The organism is Curvibacter sp. Hmag1.1 (assembly GCF_059769165.1).
In genome coordinates, this window is sequence record NZ_JBMBGX010000002.1 from 2,133,433 (window position 1) to 2,154,219 (window position 20,787).

At 62.6% G+C, this 20,787-nt stretch carries 24 protein-coding genes; 10 read left to right on the forward strand and 14 right to left on the reverse strand.

The window, feature by feature from the left end; translation table 11 throughout:
• Window positions 1-522, forward strand: coding sequence for an Mpo1 family 2-hydroxy fatty acid dioxygenase (locus ACOAP0_RS10730; protein WP_498376387.1), 522 nt, complete (start codon window positions 1-3; stop codon window positions 520-522).
• Window positions 519-1,370 carry a bile acid:sodium symporter family protein gene (locus ACOAP0_RS10735; protein ID WP_498376388.1) on the forward strand — a complete coding sequence of 284 codons (852 nt, stop codon included), beginning with the start codon at window positions 519-521 and terminating at the stop codon, window positions 1,368-1,370. The genes ACOAP0_RS10730 and ACOAP0_RS10735 overlap by 4 nt, the downstream gene beginning before the upstream one ends.
• Window positions 1,371-1,428: 58 nt before the next feature.
• Here ACOAP0_RS10735 and ACOAP0_RS10740 read toward each other — a convergent pair whose 3' ends face one another.
• On the reverse strand, window positions 1,429-1,899 hold the full coding sequence (locus tag ACOAP0_RS10740; RefSeq protein WP_498376389.1) for a DoxX family protein: 471 nt from the start codon (window positions 1,897-1,899) through the stop codon (window positions 1,429-1,431).
• Window positions 1,900-2,095: 196 nt separating this feature from the next.
• Between ACOAP0_RS10740 and rarD the strand changes: the two genes are divergently transcribed.
• A complete protein-coding gene (gene rarD, locus ACOAP0_RS10745) occupies window positions 2,096-2,974 on the forward strand; it encodes an EamA family transporter RarD (RefSeq protein WP_498376390.1) in 879 nt (292 codons plus the stop codon).
• A gap of 4 nt (window positions 2,975-2,978) precedes the next feature.
• Here the strand turns inward: rarD and ACOAP0_RS10750 are convergent, their stop codons facing one another.
• The 8 genes from ACOAP0_RS10750 to ACOAP0_RS10785 all read right to left on the reverse strand — a co-directional run bounded on the left by ACOAP0_RS10750 (window position 2,979) and on the right by ACOAP0_RS10785 (window position 10,674).
• Window positions 2,979-4,469 carry a PglL family O-oligosaccharyltransferase gene (locus ACOAP0_RS10750; RefSeq protein WP_498376391.1) on the reverse strand — a complete coding sequence of 497 codons (1,491 nt, stop codon included), beginning with the start codon at window positions 4,467-4,469 and terminating at the stop codon, window positions 2,979-2,981.
• Between the two features lies 1 nt (window position 4,470).
• A complete protein-coding gene (locus ACOAP0_RS10755) occupies window positions 4,471-4,875 on the reverse strand; it encodes a 5-carboxymethyl-2-hydroxymuconate isomerase (protein ID WP_498376392.1) in 405 nt (134 codons plus the stop codon).
• A 70-nt stretch (window positions 4,876-4,945) separates the two neighbouring features.
• Complete coding sequence (locus ACOAP0_RS10760; protein ID WP_498376393.1) at window positions 4,946-5,722, reverse strand: tRNA-uridine aminocarboxypropyltransferase; 777 nt, start codon at window positions 5,720-5,722, stop codon at window positions 4,946-4,948.
• Complete coding sequence (locus tag ACOAP0_RS10765; RefSeq protein WP_498376394.1) at window positions 5,719-6,282, reverse strand: restriction endonuclease; 564 nt, start codon at window positions 6,280-6,282, stop codon at window positions 5,719-5,721. The genes ACOAP0_RS10760 and ACOAP0_RS10765 overlap by 4 nt, the downstream gene beginning before the upstream one ends.
• A 12-nt stretch (window positions 6,283-6,294) precedes the next feature.
• Window positions 6,295-7,188 carry a PA4780 family RIO1-like protein kinase gene (locus tag ACOAP0_RS10770; protein WP_498376395.1) on the reverse strand — a complete coding sequence of 298 codons (894 nt, stop codon included), beginning with the start codon at window positions 7,186-7,188 and terminating at the stop codon, window positions 6,295-6,297.
• A complete protein-coding gene (locus ACOAP0_RS10775; protein ID WP_087495867.1) occupies window positions 7,185-7,436 on the reverse strand; it encodes a hypothetical protein in 252 nt (83 codons plus the stop codon). The genes ACOAP0_RS10770 and ACOAP0_RS10775 overlap by 4 nt, the downstream gene beginning before the upstream one ends.
• Before the next feature lie 92 nt (window positions 7,437-7,528).
• Window positions 7,529-8,959 carry a sensor histidine kinase gene (locus tag ACOAP0_RS10780; protein ID WP_498376396.1) on the reverse strand — a complete coding sequence of 477 codons (1,431 nt, stop codon included), beginning with the start codon at window positions 8,957-8,959 and terminating at the stop codon, window positions 7,529-7,531.
• On the reverse strand, window positions 8,956-10,674 hold the full coding sequence (locus tag ACOAP0_RS10785; RefSeq protein ID WP_498391405.1) for a hydroxysqualene dehydroxylase: 1,719 nt from the start codon (window positions 10,672-10,674) through the stop codon (window positions 8,956-8,958). Before ACOAP0_RS10785 ends, ACOAP0_RS10780 begins: the two co-directional genes overlap by 4 nt.
• A 401-nt stretch (window positions 10,675-11,075) precedes the next feature.
• Between ACOAP0_RS10785 and ACOAP0_RS10790 the strand changes: the two genes are divergently transcribed.
• Window positions 11,076-12,473: a homoserine dehydrogenase gene (locus tag ACOAP0_RS10790; RefSeq protein WP_498376399.1), complete on the forward strand. Its 1,398-nt coding sequence runs from the start codon at window positions 11,076-11,078 to the stop codon at window positions 12,471-12,473.
• On the opposite strand, the gene ACOAP0_RS10795 is transcribed toward ACOAP0_RS10790, so the two are convergent.
• A complete protein-coding gene (locus ACOAP0_RS10795; protein WP_498376400.1) occupies window positions 12,470-13,432 on the reverse strand; it encodes a hypothetical protein in 963 nt (320 codons plus the stop codon). The two genes, ACOAP0_RS10790 and ACOAP0_RS10795, sit on opposite strands and share 4 nt — an antisense overlap.
• A gap of 21 nt (window positions 13,433-13,453) precedes the next feature.
• Window positions 13,454-13,933, reverse strand: a complete 480-nt coding sequence (locus tag ACOAP0_RS10800) for a MarR family winged helix-turn-helix transcriptional regulator (RefSeq protein WP_498376401.1) — start codon at window positions 13,931-13,933, stop codon at window positions 13,454-13,456.
• 70 nt (window positions 13,934-14,003) lie between these two features.
• Here ACOAP0_RS10800 and ACOAP0_RS10805 point away from each other — a divergent pair, with 70 nt between their 5' ends.
• Together ACOAP0_RS10805 and ACOAP0_RS10810 are read left to right on the forward strand one after the other, a co-directional pair.
• Entirely contained in the window at window positions 14,004-14,459 is a 456-nt protein-coding gene (locus ACOAP0_RS10805) for a hypothetical protein (protein WP_498376402.1), read from the forward strand.
• 90 nt (window positions 14,460-14,549) lie between these two features.
• The gene (locus tag ACOAP0_RS10810; protein WP_498376403.1) at window positions 14,550-15,251 is read left to right on the forward strand and encodes a dienelactone hydrolase family protein; all 702 of its coding nucleotides are present in this window, start codon (window positions 14,550-14,552) and stop codon (window positions 15,249-15,251) included.
• Between the two features lie 42 nt (window positions 15,252-15,293).
• On the opposite strand, the gene pdxR is transcribed toward ACOAP0_RS10810, so the two are convergent.
• The gene (gene pdxR / locus ACOAP0_RS10815; protein WP_498376404.1) at window positions 15,294-16,754 is read right to left on the reverse strand and encodes a MocR-like pyridoxine biosynthesis transcription factor PdxR; all 1,461 of its coding nucleotides are present in this window, start codon (window positions 16,752-16,754) and stop codon (window positions 15,294-15,296) included.
• A gap of 121 nt (window positions 16,755-16,875) precedes the next feature.
• Here pdxR and ACOAP0_RS10820 point away from each other — a divergent pair, with 121 nt between their 5' ends.
• On the forward strand, window positions 16,876-17,526 hold the full coding sequence (locus ACOAP0_RS10820) for a pyridoxamine 5'-phosphate oxidase family protein (protein WP_498376405.1): 651 nt from the start codon (window positions 16,876-16,878) through the stop codon (window positions 17,524-17,526).
• 68 nt (window positions 17,527-17,594) lie between these two features.
• Here the strand turns inward: ACOAP0_RS10820 and ACOAP0_RS10825 are convergent, their stop codons facing one another.
• Together ACOAP0_RS10825 and ACOAP0_RS10830 are read right to left on the reverse strand one after the other, a co-directional pair.
• Window positions 17,595-17,990 (reverse strand): VOC family protein, encoded by a 396-nt coding sequence (locus tag ACOAP0_RS10825; protein WP_498376406.1) that lies wholly within the window; start codon window positions 17,988-17,990, stop codon window positions 17,595-17,597.
• Between the two features lie 55 nt (window positions 17,991-18,045).
• A complete protein-coding gene (locus ACOAP0_RS10830) occupies window positions 18,046-18,945 on the reverse strand; it encodes a LysR family transcriptional regulator (protein ID WP_498376407.1) in 900 nt (299 codons plus the stop codon).
• Between the two features lie 150 nt (window positions 18,946-19,095).
• Here ACOAP0_RS10830 and ACOAP0_RS10835 point away from each other — a divergent pair, with 150 nt between their 5' ends.
• From ACOAP0_RS10835 to ACOAP0_RS10845, 3 genes are read left to right on the forward strand one after another with little or no spacing between them, the layout of a single operon-like run.
• Window positions 19,096-19,644, forward strand: coding sequence for a carboxymuconolactone decarboxylase family protein (locus ACOAP0_RS10835; RefSeq protein WP_498376408.1), 549 nt, complete (start codon window positions 19,096-19,098; stop codon window positions 19,642-19,644).
• Window positions 19,645-19,667: 23 nt separating this feature from the next.
• Entirely contained in the window at window positions 19,668-20,147 is a 480-nt protein-coding gene (locus ACOAP0_RS10840) for a nuclear transport factor 2 family protein (RefSeq protein WP_498376409.1), read from the forward strand.
• Window positions 20,148-20,156: 9 nt separating this feature from the next.
• Window positions 20,157-20,780, forward strand: a complete 624-nt coding sequence (locus tag ACOAP0_RS10845) for a pyridoxamine 5'-phosphate oxidase family protein (protein WP_498376410.1) — start codon at window positions 20,157-20,159, stop codon at window positions 20,778-20,780.
• Window positions 20,781-20,787 lie beyond the last annotated feature (7 nt).

Consider the following 20,787-nt stretch of genomic DNA (forward strand, 5'->3'; position numbering starts at 1 on the left):
ATGAAAACTCTCACCGACCACCTGACCCAGTACGCCGCCTATCACCAGGACGGGCGCAACGTTGCCACCCACTTTGTAGGAATCCCCATGATCGTGCTGGCGGTCACCATCCTGCTGTCGCGCCCCCAGTGGGCCGCTGCGGGATTGCACCTCAGCCCGGCCGTTCTGGTGGCGCTGGCTTCTACCTGGTTCTATACACGGCTGGATGCGCGCTTCGGTGTCGTCATGGCGGTCTTGTTGGCCGCTGCGCTGGCGGCCAGCCAGTGGTTTGCCGCGCAGAGCACCAGCGTCTGGCTGGGTTGGGGTATCGGCTTGTTTGTGGTGGGGTGGGCCTTCCAGTTTGTGGGCCACTACTTCGAGGGCAAAAAGCCCGCCTTTGTGGATGATCTGATCGGCCTGTTGGTGGGACCCCTGTTTCTGGTGGCCGAAGTGGCCTTCCATCTGAACATGCGCACGGATGTGCGTGATGAAATCCGCCGCCGTCTGGGCACTGCATCCGCACCCGGCGGCCTGGCCGCATGAGCTTTACTGCCGCCCTGCCCAGCCTGTTGCTGGTCGCTCTGGCATTGGTCATGTTCGGCCTCGGGCTGTCATTGACCGTGCAAGACTTCGCGCGCCTGCGCCAGCATCCGCGTTCGGTCTTGCTGGCTTTGGTACTCCAGATGTTGGTATTGCCGGCCTGTGCTGTGGCGCTGATTGTGCTGTTGGGTGTTCAGCCCATTTACGCCGTGGGCCTGATGCTGCTGGCGGCCTCTCCCGGTGGAGTGTCTGCCAACTTGTTCAGCCATCTCTTCGGCGGCAATGTGGCCATGAACATCTCGCTCACGGCCATTAACACTGTGCTCTCTATCGTCAGCCTGCCGCTCATTGCCAACTGGGCCATCGCGACCTACCTGCAAAGCGGGCAGGTGGTGCCCCTGCAATTCGGCAAGGTGCTGGAAGTGGTGGCCGTGGTCATGGTGCCGGTGGTCATCGGCATGGTGGTGCGCCGCCATCGTCCCGGGTTTAGCGAGCGCATGGGGCCACCCATGAAAGTGTTCAGCGCGCTGGTCTTGGCCGCCTTTTCGTTGATTGCCATTGTCAAGGAATGGGCAGCGCTCTCGGAGTCGTTCAGCAGTCTGGGACCTGTGGTGCTGTTGTTCAATCTGGTGAGTCTGTTGGCGGGTTATTACCTGTCGCGGGGCGCGGGGCTGGACAAACCCATTGCCACAGCAGTGAGCTTCGAGATCGGAATTCACAACTCGACCCTCGCCATTTTTGTCGCGATGGCTGTCTTGGGCAATTTGCAATTGGCGCTGCCTGCTGCCATTTATTCGGTCAGCATGTATCTCACTGCAACTGTGTTTGGATTTTTGGTGCTGCGAAGATAAAAAAGGAAGGCCCATGCTACCCCCCGGTCACATGGGCCTCCTCAAAAACTACCCTCTCTCAGGTAGCCGCAGTTGCTGTTTTTGGTGTTGTTGTCTCGGGTTGACGCGCGGGCCACTTCACAGCAAATTTGCCGCCGCCTGCCAACGCCACAGCGATGGCAACCAGTGTCAGGAACAAGGGGTATTCCCAGCCGCCATTCGCGGAAGAAAACACCCATCCATTGGGTGCATGCACAAACACCGTGACAGCCAGCAGCACCGCCGAAAGGGTGGCCACGGCCCGCACCCACAGACCCGCGATCAAAAGAAGGCCCCCGCCCACTCCCAGTGCCACTACCGGATACACCAACCAAGCGGCGAAACCGATGCTGTTGAAGAATTCTCCAGTTCCCTGCAAACCGAAGATCAGCACTTTGAGCAATCCATGGGCCAGTAGAACGACTCCCAGGCTCACGCGCAAGAGGCTGGCTGCGTAAGCAGACTGGGTAGCGTCCGTAGACGGTGACAGAAATGACTTGACGATACTCATGGCAACTCCGGTGAAAATAGGGTGATAAGGCAGATGCATCGTGATGCCCCTGATCAACTCACCGCGACCTTTGTCAGGCGCTGCGGAATGTCGATGTCGCCTATTTTTCGCAAAGTCCACTGATCTGAGAACGACGAAGTTTGCAGATCCAAATGAGAAATTTAGAAACGACTTTGCAACAACGCAAAGCAACTTCATGCAACTTGGTGTCCTGTATTCCACCCTGGCCTATCTGGCTTGGGGCCTCTTCCCCATCTATTTCAAACAACTCTCAGTCATCCCCGCCCTGGAGGTGGTGATGCACCGCACCGTCTGGTGCATGGTCTTGCTGCTGGCGGTGTTGGCCGTGCGCCGGCAGTGGGCTTGGCTGGGTGCGGTGTGGCGCACGCCCAAGGTCATGGGCGCATTTGCCCTCTCGGCGGTGCTCCTGGGGATCAATTGGCTGGTGTACGTGTGGGCTGTACAAAACGGCCATGTGTTGGACGCCAGCCTCGGCTATTTCATTCTCCCGCTGGTCAACGTGGGGCTGGGTTTTGTGTTCCTGCACGAACGCCCTCGCCCCGGGCAATGGCTGGCCGTCGCGGTAGCCGCTGCCGGTGTGCTTTGGTTGGCCTTGCTCTCGGGCCATGTGCCATGGGTGGCATTGGTGCTGGCCGTCACCTTCGGGTTCTACGGCCTGCTACGCAAAGTGGGCGCACTGGGCGCGCTGGAAGGGTTGACGCTGGAGACCCTGGTTCTCGCGCCATTTGCTGGGGGCTTGTTGCTGTGGTGGGGTCTGCACGGGCAGGGTGCATTGGTGCAGGGTAGCGCGGCAGACATCGGCTGGCTGCTGTTGGCCGGGCCCTTTACGGCGGTGCCATTGCTGCTGTTTGCAGCCGGCGCGCGCCGCGTGTCCATGGCGACCATGGGCATCCTGCAATACATCTCGCCCAGCTTGCAACTGTTGATCGGTGTGTGGTTGTATGGCGAGCCGTTCGCCTCGGCACGGGCCATCGGTTTTTGCCTGATATGGGCAGCGCTGGTGGTTTACAGCTTGGAGGGCTGGTGGTTCAGTCGCCGGAGCGCGGCGCTTTGAGCACTCAGTAGCCTTCGCGGTACGCTGCCCGCCATTGCCGGCGTATGTGCTCGGTGAGCGGGCTTTCCATACTCAAGAGAGCGGCACTTTCCAGTAGCACCGCAATGACCTTGGGCTCTGGCGAAAAGTGCAGGGTTTGCAGGGACGCTTTGTATAGCGCCTCTGCCGTCTCTGACGTGACCGGCGTAGTGGTCACATAAGCAAATTGCACCTCCCCACGGAAGATGACCGAGTCGCGCACTTTGTTCAGCGTGTCTTCACGCCACATGTCGGCGCGGAGTGCGGGCGGCATATAGAGTTGGCTGACGCGCCAGTAGTCCCAGCTTGCGTAGGCGGTCGTGGTGATCAGCAAGCCGGCTACACCGCTCGCCAGTACCGGCAGCCCGGGCCAGTGCAAAAGTCGGCGTCCGCAAAGCATGCCCACTGCCAGTGCGGCAGCAACCTGAAACGGGGCATACCACAGCGGATACTCCAGCAGGCTGTGCACGGCCAACACCATCAGTACGCCCCAGGCCAGCTGGCGGGTGGCAGACACTTCACGCCAGGGTCGCGCCCGCAATGTCAGTACCAAAGCGGCACCACACAGCGCCACCGACGCTGGCACGCCGAGCGTGACGGCAAGATGCAGGGGCAGGTTGTGTGCGTTGTCCAGAATGTCGTTGAAGCGTTCGCCGGCATAAGGGTGCATGAAGTGGGCAAACTTCAGCTCACCCCACCCCCATCCGACCCAGGGCCGCTCGCGGATCAGCTCCAGCACATTGGCCCAGAGTACGGTGCGAGCTTCGCCGCGCCTGGTTTCATTGAAACGGTCCAGCGTACTACTGGGCTCCAAGCCACTAACCGCTTGCAGAAGTAAAGGCAGCACGATATTGGCCGCCAGATACAGGCCCAGTGCCAGCACGCTCCATCGCAGCAGGGGGCGCTGGCCGTGCGTCTCCCATACCAGCGCCAGTCCGGCAATCAGCAGCCATTGCACGGCCCCAGTGCGCGAGCTGCTGGCCGCATTGCCTGCCGCCAAGAGAAGCACCGCGGCAGCAATCAGCCACTGCCGCAGTCTGTGTGCTGGGTACAGGTCGCGTTTTGCTGGCCACTGCGCTATGAACAACAGGCTCAGCAGCCCGATGGAGGTGAGTGACGCAAACTGGTTGCGTTGCCGCAGGTTGGCGAACGCATTGCCAGCGGTGGTGCGGGTGATCCACTCGCTTAGCCAGCCCTCTACGGCCCCAAAGTACTGCAGCAGAGCCATGATAGAGCTCAGTAGCGCTGCCACCAGCCATGCCACGGCCACTGTGCGCACCAGTTGGTGCAGCGAGAGCCAACGTCCACCCATCGCCCAGATGAACAGAAAGCCCGCGTTGGCAGCTGCTGTGACGAGGCGTTGCATCATGTCGGGGTTGGGGCCCCAGCTGAAGGCATGCACCCACGGAAAGGCCACGCACAGCGCCAGCAGAGCCGCCATGCGCCATGGCGGATAGGCCTTGTCCGAAGCTTGCATTTCAGGCTTTGTTGAACAGCGGGTGCAGCGTGCTGTGTTTGCCGTCGAACACTTCGTGCCCTTCGTCGATCTGCACCGTAATGCCCAGCGGCTTACTTGCGAGTACGTCGGCCAGGTAGCTGCCGACCGTGGCTTTGAGGGCCTCCCCCATCTGCTGGTGCACCACCGGGCTGCGGCCCTTGGCCATGCGCAGGTTCATATACAAAAAGCCGTAGTCACCCTTGCCGTCTGCCACGGCGCTGTGTGCGGCCGGGTAGGCGAGCACGCGCGTGCCGCCGGTGGGGAAGACCTGTTTGCCGCTCTCATCCCGTTGGGCGAGCATGGTGTCGCACAGGCTGCGACACAGGCCGGAGATATCGGCTTCACGGTCCAGGTTGGCGGTGTACAGAATGACCAAGTGTGGCATGGTGTCTCCCCTTGTTATGAGCTAAATCGGGCTCTGGCGCATATGGAATGTGCGCAAGCAGCTATCAAAATCATAGTGTATGGAGCGGCCGGGCGTCGCTATGTGCGGCCAGCGTCTGAAGTACCAAATGGGCGGGCGTATCCAGGTGCGGGGGCAACTGGTGCTTGGCCTGCAGGTAATGGTGGGTGTAAACGTCCAGCCAGGCTTCAAGCGCCTGCGCAGCGCGGGTCTCGCCGGCCAGTTCCAGGCAGAGTGCGCCCACTTCGCTGGTGCAGAAGTGGTCTTCGCGGCGCGAGCGGCGCAGGCGGTAGCGCGAAATTTGCTCAGGCTGCAGGCTGAGTACCGGAAAGCGGTCCAGGTACGGGCTCTTGCGGAACATCTTGCGGGCTTCGGGCCAGGTGGCGTCCAGCAGGATGAAAAGCGGGCGTTTGCCGGTAGGCAAATCCTGCGCAGCAGGCAGTGAGTTCACCACCCGGCCCGGTGCCACAAACTCGCCGGGGAACACCACATACGGCTGCCATTGCGGGTCGGCCAGCAGGGCCAGCAGCGCGGGGTCTACGTCCGTGCGGGCCCAGCCGAAGGCCCAGGTGTCGGGCACCACATCGGCAATCAGCCAGCCGGTGTTGCTGGGCTTGAGGGCTTCAATGTCCGCCATGATCAGACACACCCCGGCGTTTACCGGCAGTTGCGGGCGCATGCTGCAAATGCAGTGGGCGGGGTTGATGCGGCAGCCCGGACAGCGCTCGCCTTTCATGCCACCACGGGCCAGAAAGGGCTTGCTGCTACGGGCCAACCGCTCGGCCCGCAGGCGCGACACGGCGTGCGGCGCAGCAAAGTCTCGCGTCACAGGCCCACTTTCACAGCGTGATCTTTGGCAAACTTCGCCGCCTGCTGACTCAATGAGCCCAGGCAAACATACAGCACATGGTCAGCACCCATGGCCTCTTTCTGCGCCACCAACGCTTCCAGCGCCTCCACGCCATGGGTTGCTGCCTTGTAGCGTTTGGCAGCCACCAGCGTGACCTGCCCGGCTTTTTCCAAACGGAAGTCGGCCGCACTCACCGCACCGGATGCCGACGCGCCTTTTTCAGGCAAACGCGTCACCACATAGCCCTGCTCGATAAGCCGGACCTCTAACTCCTTGGAGAAATCTCGCCAGGACAAGCCTGCCATCCTCGCCATTTCCGCTTCCACAGCCGCGGCTGAGGGCATGTTCCATTGCCTTTTGAGTGCCACGCCACCCGTCACCACAAACGGAAACGCCCCTATCACGCCAAACACCACCAAATCCTTGGGCAACAGCGCTGCAGAAATGGCACAGATCACCGCCACCAGCACAAAGCTGTACCACCACGGGTTGCGCAACAGGATTGCAAACAGCGAATTGGGGGCCATCTTGAATTTCATCGGCGTGTCTCTTTACGGTTTGAATGGGGTGGTAGCCCCCGCCATGCGCAGGCGCCGTGCGGCATCTTCGGCCCGCGCGTCGTCAATCTCGCGCAGCACGGCTTGCATGTCCACATCGGCATGGGCGCGCTCGTAGTGGCCGGTGAGCGGGGTGTCGTTGCTCAGCAAGCCGCCTTGGTACAGGCTCCAGATTTCCGGGCCGAAGTCGGTCTGTAGCAGTGCAGGTGCAAACTGGCCAAAAAAGTCCCGCAGGTTGCCCACGTCGCGCATCAGCATGCGCTGGGCATGGTTGTTGCCGGCAGCGTCCACGGCCTGCGGCAGGTCGATGATGACCGGTTCGTCCGCTCCTGCCTCGCCATCTGTCCCCGGAATGTGTGCCAGCAAGATGTTGAATTCCGACAAATCCCCGTGCACCACGCCCGCACACAGCATACGTACCACCTCGCCGATCAGCGTGGCGTGGTGTTGCAGCGCTTGCGCTTCGGTAAACGCCACGTCGTTCAGCCGGGGGGCGGCGTCGCCATGGGCGTCAGTCACCAGCTCCATCAGGAGCACGCCATCATGAAAGTTGTACGGCTGTGGCACGCGCACGCCGGCAGCGGCCAAGCGGTACAGCGCATCCACCTCAGCGCTTTGCCACGCGGCTTCCTGCTCTTGCCGACCGAACTTGCTGCCCTTGGCCATGGCCCGAGCGGAGCGCGAATTTTTGACCTTGCGGTTCTCGGTGTAGTCCACGGCCTGGCGGAAGCTGCGGTTGTTCGCCTCTTTGTAAATCTTGGCGCACAAGGTGTGCTCGCCCGAGCGCACCACAAATACCATGGCTTCCTTGCCGCTCATGAGCTGGCGCACCACGGTGTCGATCAGACCCTCTTCAAGCAGCGACTCCAGCCTGGGTGGCGCTTTCATCGGCGGGGCAGCGACCAGCCCGCCCGTTGGTTGGACTTGTTGTTTTCGTAATCCCAGATGGATGCACAGCGGGCGCAGCGGTAGCGGGTGACGGTGACCGAATGGCCGTCACGGTCTTCTTTACGGTTCTCGCCTTGCACGAGTTCAGCATGGCCAGGGGCGCGGCGCCAATCGCGCTGGATACCGCGGCAGGATTCGCACAATGCGGCTTCGCGGGCTTCTGCGGCGATTTTGTAGTTATCAGACATGAAAGGGTTTCTTGGGCGTCGCCGTCGTTGAGGGAAGGGGGGATTGTCGCAGCCCGCCGCGAGTCACAGTGGCGCCGCAAATCCGCAGTGCTTCACAGGCTCATAAAGGCAGAGACCGGTGTGTGCTCGTCACGCACCGGTGCGTGCAGCGGAAAGGTCAGTGTGAAGCGCGACCCGCTGCCCGGTTGCGAGCTGACGGTGATGGTGCCGCCCAGCACCGCCACCATGATGTTTTGCGATACCGCCAAGCCCAGACCCGAGCCGCCCTGGCCGAGGCGCGTCGTAAAAAACGGGTCAAAGATGCGCGGCAGCGTTTGCGCATCCATTCCCACGCCGTTGTCAGCCACCACTATGCGCACCCGGTCAAATTCCCTGGTGGCAGAGATGCGGACCTCGCGCTCTTCTCTCTCGCCAAAGGCATGCATCAGCGCGTTTTGCAGCAGGTTGGCGATGACTTGCCCCAGCGGCCCCGGGTAGCTGTCGCACTCAATGTGGGGCGGCACATCCACCTCTAGCAGTACATTCGACGTCTTGAAGCTGGGCATGAGCGTGTTGACGTTGTCCTCGATCAGCGCCCGTACATCGAATGGGCGCCGCTGCTCCGAGGTCTGGTCCACCGCAACCCGCTTGAAGCTGGAAATCAGGGTGGCAGCGCGCTCGCACGAGCGGGTGATCAGCGCATGCATGGCAATGCTGTTGCTCACATAGTCCAGCAGGTAGGATTTGCGCAAGTCACCCCGCTCCACATGGCGCTGGAGTTCTTCTGCGGCGTCTTGCAGGGTGGTGGCAGTGGTCAGGGCGTTGCCGATCGGGGTGTTCAGCTCATGCGCCACACCGGCCACCAACGAACCCAGCGAGGCCAGCTTTTCTTGCTGCACCAGTTGGTTGCGGATTTCGTTGAGCCGCTTGATCGCTTCCTTGAGCTCGCGGTTGCGCGCATCCGATTCCGTGAGCGCGTGGTTTTTGACCGATTCAAAAATCTGCGTCAAAAAGAACAAGAGCAGCATGTTCCCCAGCAGCGAGACGAAGGCGAAAAAAGCATTGAAGCGTGCGTCGTACAGCACCGGTGCGCCCCAGCCGGTGTAAGACGTCCAGCCCACGCCCACCAGGCAGGCCATGGCAATGCACAGCCAGACAAAGGTGGCCCGGTTAAAGCCCAACAGCAGCGTGGCGGCCATGGGGGCAAGTCCGAACCACGACACCACGGGCGAAAACAAGCCGCCTGAAAACCAGGTGCTGCCCAGCACCGCTACCAGGCAATTGGTCAGCAAGAACGTGTGTGTCGCCAACTGGAAGCGGCCGCTGTGCTTGAGGTAAGCCAGGTTCAGCAGCAACAGCACCGCATTGGCCGCCATGATGATCATGCCGGGGTGGAAGTTGATCCACCAACTCACCAGGCTGTAGAACAGCGAAAACACCGTCACGATCCAATGGAACACGATCAGCAGGTTGAGCTTGTCACCATCGCGGCCCTCGCCGCTGCTGCGCAATGTGCCCCGCAGGCTGACCCAGAAAGCTTTCATGAGGTCGCGCCCTTGGTTCCGGTGATGCTGCGCCACACATTGCCGGCCATCAGAGCACAGAAATCCGCCGCCCGGAACACCTTCAGCAACCAGGGCGTACGCAGCTCCCACACGTCGCACGGTGGTGCTTTGCTGCGGGTGGCTTTCAGAATGCCGTTCACCGCGCGCCGGGCCGCCTCGTTGGCACCCTCCATGGTGGCCAAGTCGGTGTAGGTCTTGACGTAGTCACTGGCCAGAAACAGGTTGGGCACCTTGGTGGTCGCGTTGGGGCGGATCTTCCAGGTGTTGCACTGGTTTACCAGCAGGGGTTCCAGGTTGATGACCTTTTGCAGCTTGTCCTGCTCCTCCATGGTCAGGCCTTCGAGCATCGCGTCCGTCATCGCGCCGTCCAGCGGCACGATGCTGCTGTCCAGGTACCAGGCAGACACCATGTCGTCGCGCAGCACGGTGGTTCCGTGGCTGTTGAGTTCCGCCTTGAGCTGGGCCCACACCTCATCTTTGATTTCATCGGGTGTGCAGTCCTGCGCGGCCTTCTGGTTGAAGTCGCCCGGGCTCTCCCAGTCCGAAATATCCACCGACAACACCGACAGCACATCGCCCTTGCCGCGGCCCTTGAGCTCGTAGTTGGACCAGAACTGCTTCTGCGAAATGCTGGTCAGCGCCCAGTTGCTGTCCGCGTAAATCGTGTGGCCCAGGTGCATCTTGAGCTCGGTGTTCAAGAAGAACTGGATGCCGTTCATCCACTCCACATTGGGCGCGAGTTTGATGATGTTGGCCAGCGTCGGGTCCAGCGCCAGCAAGTCCTTGTTAACCAGCGTGGCAGCACGCTCCACCGGCACGGCCAGCACATAGTGGTCAGCGCGCGCCACCTCGGTCTGGGCACTGCCGTCCCGCCGGAACTCGATGCCTGCCACCTTGCCCGCATCCACCTTGAGTGCGGTCACGGTGGTGCCGCGCTGGTATTTCACGCCGCTACTCAACAGGTGCTGGTGCCAAGGGGTGAGCCAGGCCTCGTTGGTGGGGCCGTTCAGCACACGGTCGGTGCGCTGGGCCCCAGCTTCCAGCATCAGGTAAATCAGTTGCAAAAAGATGGCGCCCCCCGTGCGGGTGCTAGCGGTGTGGGCCTTGCATGCCACCAGGCTGCGCGTCAGGCCACCGGCCAGCAGCTTCTGGTAGGCCGGGCTGCGGTTGGCCGCGCCAGTGAAGTCCCACCAGCTGATGTTGTCGTACTCCTGGTCAAAGCGCGCCTGGCAACTGGTCATCAGGCGCCACACGCGGCCCGAAAAGTAGGCGATGTCGTCTTCACTCAGCTCTTCGCTCATGGCCTGAAAGCCGCTGAAGAGCTGCTTCACGTCCTTGAGCGATCGCGGAAAGTTCACCGGCACCAGAATGGGCTTGTTCTCGGCCTGCGAGATCAGCACCGTCAGGGTGCTCACCAGGTTGTCCATCACCGACACGCCGGCACCCATCGGAATGCGCTTCATGGTGTCGGTGACGTGGGCATAAAAGCCGGGGAAGAACCGGAACCCGTGTTCCCCGGGCAGGAAGCGGCCGGGCACCGTCTGGTCGGACCCCGGCACATCCACGCTGCGCGCTTTGCCACCCACGTAGTCCGGGTTGCGTTCGAAGACTTCGACTTCAAAGCCCCGCTCAATCAGTTCATGTGCCGCGCTCATGCCCGCGACACCACCGCCGATGATGATTACCTTTGCCATGTCACCCAGTCCTGACGTTGTTTGGCTTGCAAGGCGAAGCGCCTACCTGAAATGGTGCCGCGCAGTGCGCACTGGGGCTCCAACGACGTTCATCATGCATGGACCGTGCCGTTTTGCCTAGTTTGGCTTGTAGTTTTTACGAGTTCTTCCGCTCAAGGCAATTTTCAAAGTGCTCCGCGCGGAGCAAATTGAATGTGCTATGCTGCGCCCATGTTGCGCCACTTCTGCCCCTCTTCTCCCCGCGCCCGGGCGAGCAAGGCAGACCTGCGCAACCCCATTACCACCATTAGCACCACGGCCACCTGAGTCGTGCAGGTGGCCGTTCCGGCTGCCACCTGGTGTTTCCTCCGCAGAAGACCCCGGCCCCGGCAGCAGGGTCTGCAACTGTTCCGGAGACACCCATGTACCAAGATCACTTCACCCTTTCCGCTGGCAGCCCTGCCGGTCGCGCCGCCCCGGCAGCGCCTGCGCCCTTGCGCGTCGGCCTCTTGGGGCTGGGCACAGTAGGCGGCGGCACTCTGGCCGTCTTGCTGCGTAATGCGGAGTTGATTGCCGCGCGCGCCGGCCGCCGCATCGAGGTGCGCATGGTTGCCGTGCGCAACCTCCCCCGCGCCGCCGCCACGCTGGCGCAGCTGTTGGGCGAATCGAGCAGCGTGCGCGTGCAGCTCACCGACGACGCCCAGGCCCTGATCCACAACCCCGAGGTGGATGTCGTGGTTGAGGTCATGGGCGGCACCACGCTGGCCCGCACCCTGGTGCTGCAGGCCATTGCCAATGGCAAGCACGTGGTCACCGCCAACAAAGCGTTGCTGGCCGAGCATGGTAGCGAGATCTTTGCCGCAGCGCAGGCGCGTGGCGTGGTGGTGGCTTATGAAGGTGCGGTGGCGGTGAGCATCCCCATCATCAAGGCGCTGCGCGAAGGGCTCACCGCCAACCGCATCGAGTGGGTGGCGGGCATCATCAACGGCACCACCAACTTCATCCTCTCCGCCATGCGCGAGCGCGGCCTGAGCTTTGCCACGGCACTGGCCGAGGCCCAAGCCCTGGGCTACGCAGAGGCCGATCCCGCCTTCGACGTGCAAGGCACCGATGCCGCCCACAAGCTCACCCTGCTGGCTGCTAACGCCTTTGGTGTGCCGCCGCAATTTGCCGATGTGCAGGTGCACGGCATTACCGATCTGGACGCGGCAGACGTGGCCTTTGCCGAGCGCTGGGGCTACCGCGTGAAGCTGCTGGGCATTGCCAAGCGGCGTGGTAACGCGCTGGAGCTGCGCGTGCACCCCACGCTCTTATCCGCAGACCACCTGCTGGCCCAAGTACACGGCAGCATGAATGCGGTCATGGTCAAGAGCGATGCGGCGGGCATCACCCTGTACTACGGCGCTGGTGCGGGGGCTGAGCAAACCGGCTCAGCCGTCATTGCCGATCTGGTGGACCTGGCCCGTAGCGCCAGCCTGCCACCGGCGCAACGTGTGCCCGCGCTCGGTTTTCAGAGCGGTGCATTGTCTGCCATGCCGGTGGTGGCGGGTGACGATGTGCAAAGCACCTTCTATGTACGGTTGGACCTGAGTCGCCCGGATGCCACCGTGCCGCGCGTGCTGCAAGCGCTGGCCCTGGCAGGTGTGCAGGTGCAGCGCATGGAGGTACTGCCCCACCCGGCTGATGCGGTGCAACCCTGCCTGGTGCTGTTCACCCAGCCAAAGGCTTTACGTGATTTGCGCCCGGCGCTTCAAGCGGTTGAGGCCTGGCCTGAAGTGCTGGGTTATGCGAATGTGCTGCGGGTGGAAATACTGAATTAGTGGAAGACCACGTTGTCGTCCACGCTGTACAACACGCAGACTTGTTTGGCGCGGTCTTCACAGCGCTTCAGGGCGGCAGCGTTTACGTCATCGGTACCGCCTGACACCCATCCCCAGTGTTGGCGTGTGGGTGCTACGGCAAACGCTCTGGGCGGCTTTGCCTGCAGATACCGTTGGTATTGTTCGGTGCCAGCCGCTGACTCCAGTGGGAGCTTGGCAAGGTCCGCCAATGCTGCATAGCCGCTGGGCGGAAACTGCAGCGCCCGCTGACGCCCGGGCAGCGTGCTTTGGTCCGGGCTGGAAACGCGCCGCACATCGGTGATGACCCCGCGCTCCAGCGCATTCGTCGCAATAGGCTCGCAGCTGGTGGGGTTCTGTGCAGTCTGGCCATCACAGAAAAACAGGCTATTGCCCAAGGTGGTGCTTACATCGGGATGAAAGAAATTGGCAGCGCCTTTGTTCTTTTCGATCGCTATCCAGCGCTTGACCAAATCCGGGTCGGCCTTACCGTCTGAGTATTTCAGTATCCAGGTGTAGAGACCGCCCTTTTGCACGGAAGTCCGGTCCAGATTGCCATCTGCACTGTAGTGGCCATGAAAACCGACATAAGTGCGGTCCGCCGGGTAGTCGTCGGTGAACAGCCGCTGCTTGCCTCCCAGAAACATGCGCGAGCACGACGATATGCAGTAGCCCGACACCGCAGTGGTCACTCCGGCATCGCGCAAGAACTCGCCGACCCGGTACCCCGTCCATGCCTCACCACCATGCGAGTTGCGCAAGACCACGAGATCGATCTTCGGATTGGCGGCGAAGGCGTCTTTCACCATGACCAGCTCGGTACCGACCACAGGCCCCGAGAGAATGATTGTGTTGCCGTGTGCCGCCAGCTCCATGGAATGCACAGTGCTTCCCCAGAGTGCAAAGAGGCAGCACGCCGCCCGTGTCAGAAATCGGTACATCTTGTTTTCTCCCTTGGTGAGTCAGAGGCTGTTGTTCAGCTCGTCCAGCTTAGCCTGCACCGACTGCAGCACCCGACCGACCACCTCGCTGTCTTCCGGGCTCAGGTGCCCCATCAGGTCTTGGGCCACTTGCGCTTCCAACGCGCTGAACCAGGCGCTGCGCTTTGCGCCCTCTGGTGTCAGGTACAGGCGCCAGACCCGGCGGTCGCGCTCGTCGGTGTTGCGGGTGAGCAGGCCGTGGTCTTCCAGGTCGCGGATCAGGCGGGCCATCTGGCCCTTGTCGCGGCCCAGCGCCTGCACCAGGGCTTGCTGTGGTGCACCGGGCTGCTGTTGACACAGGCACAGCGCGTGCATGTGCAAGGGCCCCAAGCCCGCCAGGGTGGTGTCCTGCATGCGCGCCTTGAGCAACTGCTGCGCCTGCCCTGAGATGGTCATCAGCGCCACGAAGCCGGAAACGGCGGGATCGTCCACCGGGCTGGAAGAGGAGTTGGGAGCGGCCATGGGATTGGATGGTTGACAAGTTCAACCAATATTTTCTATAATGTTGATATTGTCAACTATCAACGAATCCATGCCAACACCCGCATTTAAAAAACTCTTCCCCGGCATCCTCATCCTGCCCACCGTGGCCCTGTTGCTCAGCGTCTTCATGACCTGGGCCAACGCACAAGCCGGTACGCCATTTCTGCCCACCTGGGCACGCAACTTCGCCACCAGCATCATCTTTCTGCCCGTGATCCTGATGGGCATGGTTCAGATCGAAAAGTTGCTGGCCCGCATAGCTCCCCAGCTGCGGGGCAACATGCTCAAGCTGGTGGTGTCCCTGTTGGGCGCTTTGTTCATTGAGAGCTTGTTGGCTGCAGTCATCGCCGTCATCAGCAACCCGCTGGACGCCAGCTGGTTCGGCTTCTGGTGGCGCGCCTTCAGCCGCTCGCTGCCCGTCGGCTTGCTGGTGGGCCTGTTCATGGGCTTCTACATGAAGCCCAAAATCGAAGAGATGAAAGCCCGCGCTGCCGCAGCAGCCTGACCGGCCGGGCTGCCGGCGCCAATACCCCCACGCTGCTCTCAGTCGTGTGAACTGCCCACAATACCGCGCAACACACTCGAAGGAGCAAGCATGGGAACCATGGTCACATTCACCCGCCCCGATGGAAAAACCGTACAGGGCTACCTGGCCGAACCAACAGCGCCACAGTCAACCAGCAACGCACCGGCCGTCGTTGTCATTCAGGAGTGGTGGGGCCTGAACGACCAGATCAAAGGCGTGGCTGACCGCCTGGCCACAGCCGGCTACCAGGCCCTGGTGCCTGACCTCTACCGCGGCAAAGCCACCGTCGAGGCAGAAGAAGCCCACCACCTCATGACCGGCCTGGACTTTGGCGACGCTGCCAGCCAGGACATACGCGGTGCGGTGCAGTTCCTCAAAGCCCGCGCATCCAAGGTCGGCCTCACCGGCTTTTGCATGGGCGGCGCGCTCACCCTGCTGGGTGCTACGCAAGCCCCTGAGCTGGATGCCGCCGCCGTCTGGTACGGTTGCCCGCCACTGGACTACATCGACGCCAGCAAAATCAAAGCGCCCCTGCTCGGCCACTGGGCCACGCAAGACGAGTTCTTCAAGATCGATGTGGTCGATGGCCTGGAAACCAAGCTCACCGCCGCTGGCGTGGGCTACGAGTTCCATCGATACCTGGCCCATCACGCCTTCGCCAACGAAACAGCCGTCGGCCCGCACCGCACTCCTGCCACGCAGTACGACCCCGTGTGGGCCCAACAAGCGTGGGATCGCACCCTGCGCTTTTTCGGCAAGCACTTGGGCTGAATTTCGCACAGCCCACTGACAAGGCCTGTGCGAGGCTTGCACTTAGTGGGCTTTGCTCTTCACCACCTTCGCCAGATGCCCAACGAGCTTGGGCATCTGCTCCACCGGCACCTGCGCGTAGCCCAGCAAAAAACCGCGCCATGGCTGCACGCGCTGGCCCACGGCTTGGGGGCTCAGGGCGGGGGCGACCACGCCCAGTGAGAGGAGTTGCTTGCTCATGGCGGCGTCGTCCGCTTGGGGGTTGCGTAATCTCAGCGCCAGGTGCATGCCGGCCGAGCCGCCGTACACATCGGCCACATCGCCCAGTTGCTGCTCCAGCGCGGCCACCAGCGCGTCGCGCCGCTGACGGTAGAGGCGGCGCATGCGCCGCAGGTGCAGGCTGAACTGCCCGCTCTGCATGAACTCGGCCAGCGCCAGTTGTTCTGCCGCGCGCCCGCGTGGCGCGGTGCGGGCCAGCAGGGCACTCAGCGGCTCCACCAGCGCAGCCGGCACCACCACAAAGCCCAGCCGCAGTGCCGGAAACATGGTTTTGCTGAAGGTACCCAGGTAGAGCACCGGCGCATCCACCTCCAGGCCCTGCATGCACGAGAGCGGTGGCCCGTCATGGCGGAACTCGCTGTCGTAGTCGTCTTCAATGATCAAGGCCTGCGCCGCACGCGCGTTGGCAATCAAGTCCAGGCGCCGCTGCAAGCTCAGCACACTGCCGGTGGGGTACTGGTGCGAGGGTGTCACGTAAATCAGTTTGGGCGGGTGGCGCTGCCAGTCGGCGGCAGTGGGCGCCATGCCCTCGCCATCCACCACGATACCCATGGGCTTGAGCTGCGCGGCCTTGAAGGCGGCCAGCGCGCCCAGGTAACCGGGGCTCTCGATCCACACCTTGTCGCCCGCATCGGCAAAGGCCTGGGCACACAGGTCCAGGCTGTTTTGCGTGCCATCGGTAATGAACACTTGGTTTGCATCCAGCCGGGCACCACGGGCCACGCGCAGGTGGTTGGCAATGGCCTCGCGCAGTGCGGGCTCGCCGGTGTGGGGCGCGTAGTTCAGCTGCTCGGTGCGCAGGCTCTTCCAGGCGCGGTCCATCAGGCGCCGCCACAGCGTGGCCGGAAATTCCTTGAGCGCGGGCACACCGGGTGCAAAGGCAGCCGGCGTCTCCGGTGCATCGCGCGTGGGCACAGCCAGAGCGCGGCGCGACAGGCCCACGCGCAGCGGCGTGGCCGCAGGCGCCGGCAGGGCCGTGCGTGCTGCGGCGCCTGCTACCACCGTGCCACGCCGGTCGGGCAACACAAAGCCCTCGGTGGCCAGCTGGTCGTAGGCGTAGAGCACCGTGTTGCGCGACAGGCCCAGTTCGTTTGCCAGCGTGCGCGTAGCCGGCAGACGCGCACCACCGCGCAGCGTGCCGCTGCGGATGGCACTGCGCAAACACTCGTGCAACTGCCGCTGGCGCGACCAGCGCGCATGCGCCGGCATCGCGGTGTAGGTGGTGAATAGCAGTTGGTAGTCCACAGCGGGCCCTTTAATGTGTGGCACCAAAAAATAGTGCATTGATGGATCTTAATTTGGAACCACAAAAAACCTACATTGCGGCATTGCTTCATCCATTTCCTTCATTGCCACCCTTGTCTCCATGACCGCATCCAACACCAAAGCCACCCCACCCAGCGACCGCACCCGCATCCGCCGCATCGCCGAAAACGCTGATTACCACCGCAGCACCCTGCACGCCGTGCTGGACGCGGCCTATGTGTGCCACGTCGCGTTTGTGGACGACAAAGGCACCCACTGCATCCCCACCGCCTGCTGGCGCGAGGGCGAGTACCTCTACATCCATGGCTCCAACGGCGGGCGGCTCATCAAGCTGTTGGCCAAGGGCACCCAAGCCTGCGTGACGGTGACGCACATCGACGGCCTGGTGCTCGCGCGCTCGGCGTTCAACCATTCGATGAACTACCGCTCGGCCATGGTCTACGGTCAGTTTGAAAAGGTGGACGACAAGGCCGCCGCACTGGACACCTTGATGCGCCACCTGGCCCCCGGCCGCGAGCAGCAAGCCCGCCCCGGCAACGCCAAAGAGCTGGCCGCCACCACGGTGATGCGCATCAGCCTGGAGGAGGCCGCATGCAAAGTGCGCAGCGGTGGCCCGAATGACGATGCGGAAGATTTGCACCTGCCCGTATGGGCCGGCGTGCTGCCCATGCGTAGCCAGCGCATGGCGCCGGTGCCCGACGCGCTGGGCAGCAAGCCGGCGCCGGACTACGTGCAACACTGGGCTAACTAGACTTTAGAAGCCAAATAGGCTGCTAGCGCTCGCGGAATGTGCGCAAGCAGCTACAAAAACAGTAGCGTTTACACCTTGGGCGGACGGTGCAAGGCGCAGAGCTTGTTGCCGTCCGGGTCGCGCAAGTAGGCCAGGTAGAGCTTGCCGACCGAGCCCTCGCGCCAGCCGGGCGGGTCTTCGCAGGTGGTGCCGCCGTTGGCTATGCCGGTGGCATGAAACGCAGCCGCCTGCTCGGGCGAATCCATGGTGAAGCCGATCGTGCCGCCGTTCGCTGCGCAAGCAGGCTGGCCATTCAGTGGCTGGGTAATGCCAAAGCTGCCGGTGGGCGTGCGGTAGAAGTAGCGGTCCACTACGCCGTTGTTATTGTGGATGCCGGGCTTGATGCCCAAGGTGCCCAACAGGGCGTCATAAAACCGCTTGGACGCTTCGATGTCGTTAACACCAACAATGACGTGGCTGAACATGGGGACTCCTCGTTGTTAGAGCCGCCATGGTAGAGCGTCAGGGCAGGCTAGCTTGTCAATTCAGCGACGGATCGCTGCGCAGCCGCTCAATGGCCAGGTCGATGAAGGCCCGCACCCGCTGCGCAGCCTGCCGGCCCTCGCGGTGCACCACATGGATGGGGACCGGCTCAGGCTCATAGTCGGCCAGCACGGTTTTGAGCCTGCGCGCACGCAAGTCCTCCGCGACTTGGTAAGACAGCCTGCGCGTCAGCCCGAATCCACCCACCACCGCAGCAATGGCTGAGTCGTTGGTGGTAGTGCTCATGCGCGGCTGAAGGCGAATGGAGAGCGGAGCTCCGTTATTCCGAAAACGCCACTCCAGATGGGGCGCCAGGCTGCTGGTGGAGACGATGGCGTGCCGGTGCAAATCGTCCGGCGTGAGCGGAATACCGTGTTCCTTGAGGTACGCCGGTGACGCACACACCACCCGGCGCACCTGGCCCACGCGAATGGCTTGCATGCTGGAGTCTGGCAACTCGCCGATGCGGATGGCCACGTCCACCCCTTCGTCTACCATGTTCACCACACGGTCCAGGAACATGCAGGACGCGTTCACCTCCGGATAGCGCTCCAGGTATTCACGCACGATGGGCGTCACAAACTTGCATCCGAACAACACCGGCGCTGTGATGGTCAGGCGCCCCCGCGGCGCGCGGTGCTGGCCGGTGACGGATTCGTCTGCCTCCGCCATTTCAGCCAGGATGCGCCGGCAGTCCTGCACATAGCGTTCGCCCGCATCCGTCACCCGCACTGTTCGGGTAGTGCGCGTCAGCAGGCGCAAGCCCAGGTGGGCTTCCAGCTCGTTCACCGCCCGCGTGACGGCAGGCGGCGAGATGGCCAGCTTCCGCGCGGCTCCGGCGAATCCCTGGGCGTCCACAACGGCCACCAGCACATTCATCAGGTGAAAGCGGTCCATATTGTTCCAGTTAGTGGAAGAGTGAATTCAACATCAAGCTGATTCTATTTCTCTGGCTATCTAAATACAGTTCATCCATTCGCTGACCACTGCGTGTTCGCAGTGCAGCGAAGCCGGGCGATCTGCCCTTAACCCTTGAAGGAAAACACCATGTCCCGTATCAGCATCCCTACCCTAGAACAATCTGTCGAAGCTTCCAAGCCCCTGCTGGCTGCTGTGCAAAAGTCCCTCGGTGTCACGCCCAACCTGATGAAGCTCGTAGGCCACAGCCCCGCCGCGCTGGAGGGCTACTTGTCTCTCAATGGCGCGGTAGGCAAAGGCAAGCTGACCGCACAGCTGCGCGAGCGCATTGCGCTCGCCGTGGCCGAATTCAACGGCTGTGACTACTGCCTCTCGGCGCACGACTACCTGGGCGCCAACGTCGCCAAGCTCAGCCGCGCCGAGCTCAATGCCGCCCGCGACGGCCACTCCGAAGACGCCCAGGTGGAAGCCGCCCTGCGCTTCGCACTGCAAGTGGCCCAAGCCCGAGGCCGCGTGTCTGACGCCCAGTTGGCTGCCGTGCGTTTGGCTGGCTTTGACGAAGCCGCCATCATCGAGATCGTGGTCAACGTGTCACTCAACGTGCTGACCAACTACGTCAACAACGTGGCCGAGACCGACATCGACTTCCCGCAAGTCCATGCCAAGCTGGCTGCCTGATAGCGCAAAGATCGGAGGTACCCATGTCCACTCCCGAAACACCCCGGCCACCGCTGCCTCCGTTCGATGCCGAGTCCGCGGCTCTCAAAGTCCGGCTCGCTGAAGACGGCTGGAACAGCCAGGACCCCGTGCGCGTGGCGCTGGCCTACACGCCTGACAGCGTGTGGCGCAACCGCAGCGAATTTCTACAAGGCCGCGAACAGATCACCACTTTTCTGACCCTCAAATGGAGCCGCGAGTTGGACTACCGCCTGGTCAAAGAGTTGTGGGCCTTTGCGGGCAACCGCATCGCTGTGCGTTTTGCTTACGAATGGCGCGACGCCCAAGGTCAGTGGTTCCGCAGCTACGGCAACGAGAACTGGGAATTCAACCCGCAAGGCCTGATGCAACGCCGCATTGCCAGCATCAATGACCTGCCCATTGCCGAGCCCGACCGCAAGCTCCTCTGGAGCGGCGTGCGCCGGCCGGATGACTACCCCTCGCTCAGCGAGCTTGGCCTGTAAGGAGCCCCCATGTCCGCCACCCGCACCTACACCAGCGACGTTGCCTTTACCCCCGCGGTCAAAGCCATCCAGGCCCGCAAAGGCTCCCGCCACGGCTATGCCCGCATGGAGCAAGCGGGTGGCTGGCAAGCCACCATCAGCGATGAACTGGCAGACTTTATTGCTGCGCAAACCAGCATCTTTCTGGCAACCGTGAACGCCCAAGGCCAGCCCTACATCCAGCACCGGGGCGGCCCGGCGGGTTTTCTCAAAGTGCTGGACGTGCACACCATCGCGTTTGTAGACTTTGCCGGCAACAAGCAATACATCAGCAGCGGCAATCTGTCAGAGAACCCCAAGGCTCATCTGTTTTTGATGGACTACGCCCACCGCCAGCGCGTCAAGATCTGGGGCGAGGCGCGGGTGGTGGTGGGTGACGACGCACTCATAGCCCGCCTCATGCCCGAAGGCTACGCCGCACGGCCCGAGCAAGTCATCCTCTTTACCGTAACCGCGTGGGATTCCAACTGCCCGCAGCACATTCCGGTGCGCTTTGAGGCCGCTGACGTTGCCGCCGCGCTGGACGCCCGCGATGCGCGCATCAAAGCGCTGGAGCAAGAGCTGCAAACGCTGCGTGCCGGGCAATCGGCCTGAACGTGCG

What these genes read in the sequence shown, in the direction of transcription:
- ACOAP0_RS10830 (WP_498376407.1), bottom strand. Translation starts at nt 18,945, where the DNA reads ATGGACCGCTTTCACCTGATGAATGTGCTGGTGGCCGTTGTGGACGCC.
- ACOAP0_RS10820 (WP_498376405.1), top strand. Translation starts at nt 16,876, where the DNA reads ATGACCGCATCCAACACCAAAGCCACCCCACCCAGCGACCGCACCCGC.
- ACOAP0_RS10825 (WP_498376406.1), bottom strand. Translation starts at nt 17,990, where the DNA reads ATGTTCAGCCACGTCATTGTTGGTGTTAACGACATCGAAGCGTCCAAG.
- ACOAP0_RS10835 (WP_498376408.1), top strand. Translation starts at nt 19,096, where the DNA reads ATGTCCCGTATCAGCATCCCTACCCTAGAACAATCTGTCGAAGCTTCC.
- ACOAP0_RS10780 (WP_498376396.1), bottom strand. Translation starts at nt 8,959, where the DNA reads ATGAAAGCTTTCTGGGTCAGCCTGCGGGGCACATTGCGCAGCAGCGGC.
- rarD (WP_498376390.1), top strand. Translation starts at nt 2,096, where the DNA reads ATGCAACTTGGTGTCCTGTATTCCACCCTGGCCTATCTGGCTTGGGGC.
- ACOAP0_RS10790 (WP_498376399.1), top strand. Translation starts at nt 11,076, where the DNA reads ATGTACCAAGATCACTTCACCCTTTCCGCTGGCAGCCCTGCCGGTCGC.
- ACOAP0_RS10840 (WP_498376409.1), top strand. Translation starts at nt 19,668, where the DNA reads ATGTCCACTCCCGAAACACCCCGGCCACCGCTGCCTCCGTTCGATGCC.
- ACOAP0_RS10785 (WP_498391405.1), bottom strand. Translation starts at nt 10,674, where the DNA reads ATGGCAAAGGTAATCATCATCGGCGGTGGTGTCGCGGGCATGAGCGCG.
- ACOAP0_RS10730 (WP_498376387.1), top strand. Translation starts at nt 1, where the DNA reads ATGAAAACTCTCACCGACCACCTGACCCAGTACGCCGCCTATCACCAG.
- ACOAP0_RS10775 (WP_087495867.1), bottom strand. Translation starts at nt 7,436, where the DNA reads ATGTCTGATAACTACAAAATCGCCGCAGAAGCCCGCGAAGCCGCATTG.
- ACOAP0_RS10735 (WP_498376388.1), top strand. Translation starts at nt 519, where the DNA reads ATGAGCTTTACTGCCGCCCTGCCCAGCCTGTTGCTGGTCGCTCTGGCA.
- ACOAP0_RS10805 (WP_498376402.1), top strand. Translation starts at nt 14,004, where the DNA reads ATGCCAACACCCGCATTTAAAAAACTCTTCCCCGGCATCCTCATCCTG.
- ACOAP0_RS10845 (WP_498376410.1), top strand. Translation starts at nt 20,157, where the DNA reads ATGTCCGCCACCCGCACCTACACCAGCGACGTTGCCTTTACCCCCGCG.
- ACOAP0_RS10765 (WP_498376394.1), bottom strand. Translation starts at nt 6,282, where the DNA reads ATGAAATTCAAGATGGCCCCCAATTCGCTGTTTGCAATCCTGTTGCGC.
- ACOAP0_RS10770 (WP_498376395.1), bottom strand. Translation starts at nt 7,188, where the DNA reads ATGAAAGCGCCACCCAGGCTGGAGTCGCTGCTTGAAGAGGGTCTGATC.
- ACOAP0_RS10755 (WP_498376392.1), bottom strand. Translation starts at nt 4,875, where the DNA reads ATGCCACACTTGGTCATTCTGTACACCGCCAACCTGGACCGTGAAGCC.
- ACOAP0_RS10810 (WP_498376403.1), top strand. Translation starts at nt 14,550, where the DNA reads ATGGGAACCATGGTCACATTCACCCGCCCCGATGGAAAAACCGTACAG.
- ACOAP0_RS10750 (WP_498376391.1), bottom strand. Translation starts at nt 4,469, where the DNA reads ATGCAAGCTTCGGACAAGGCCTATCCGCCATGGCGCATGGCGGCTCTG.
- ACOAP0_RS10795 (WP_498376400.1), bottom strand. Translation starts at nt 13,432, where the DNA reads ATGTACCGATTTCTGACACGGGCGGCGTGCTGCCTCTTTGCACTCTGG.
- ACOAP0_RS10800 (WP_498376401.1), bottom strand. Translation starts at nt 13,933, where the DNA reads ATGGCCGCTCCCAACTCCTCTTCCAGCCCGGTGGACGATCCCGCCGTT.
- ACOAP0_RS10740 (WP_498376389.1), bottom strand. Translation starts at nt 1,899, where the DNA reads ATGAGTATCGTCAAGTCATTTCTGTCACCGTCTACGGACGCTACCCAG.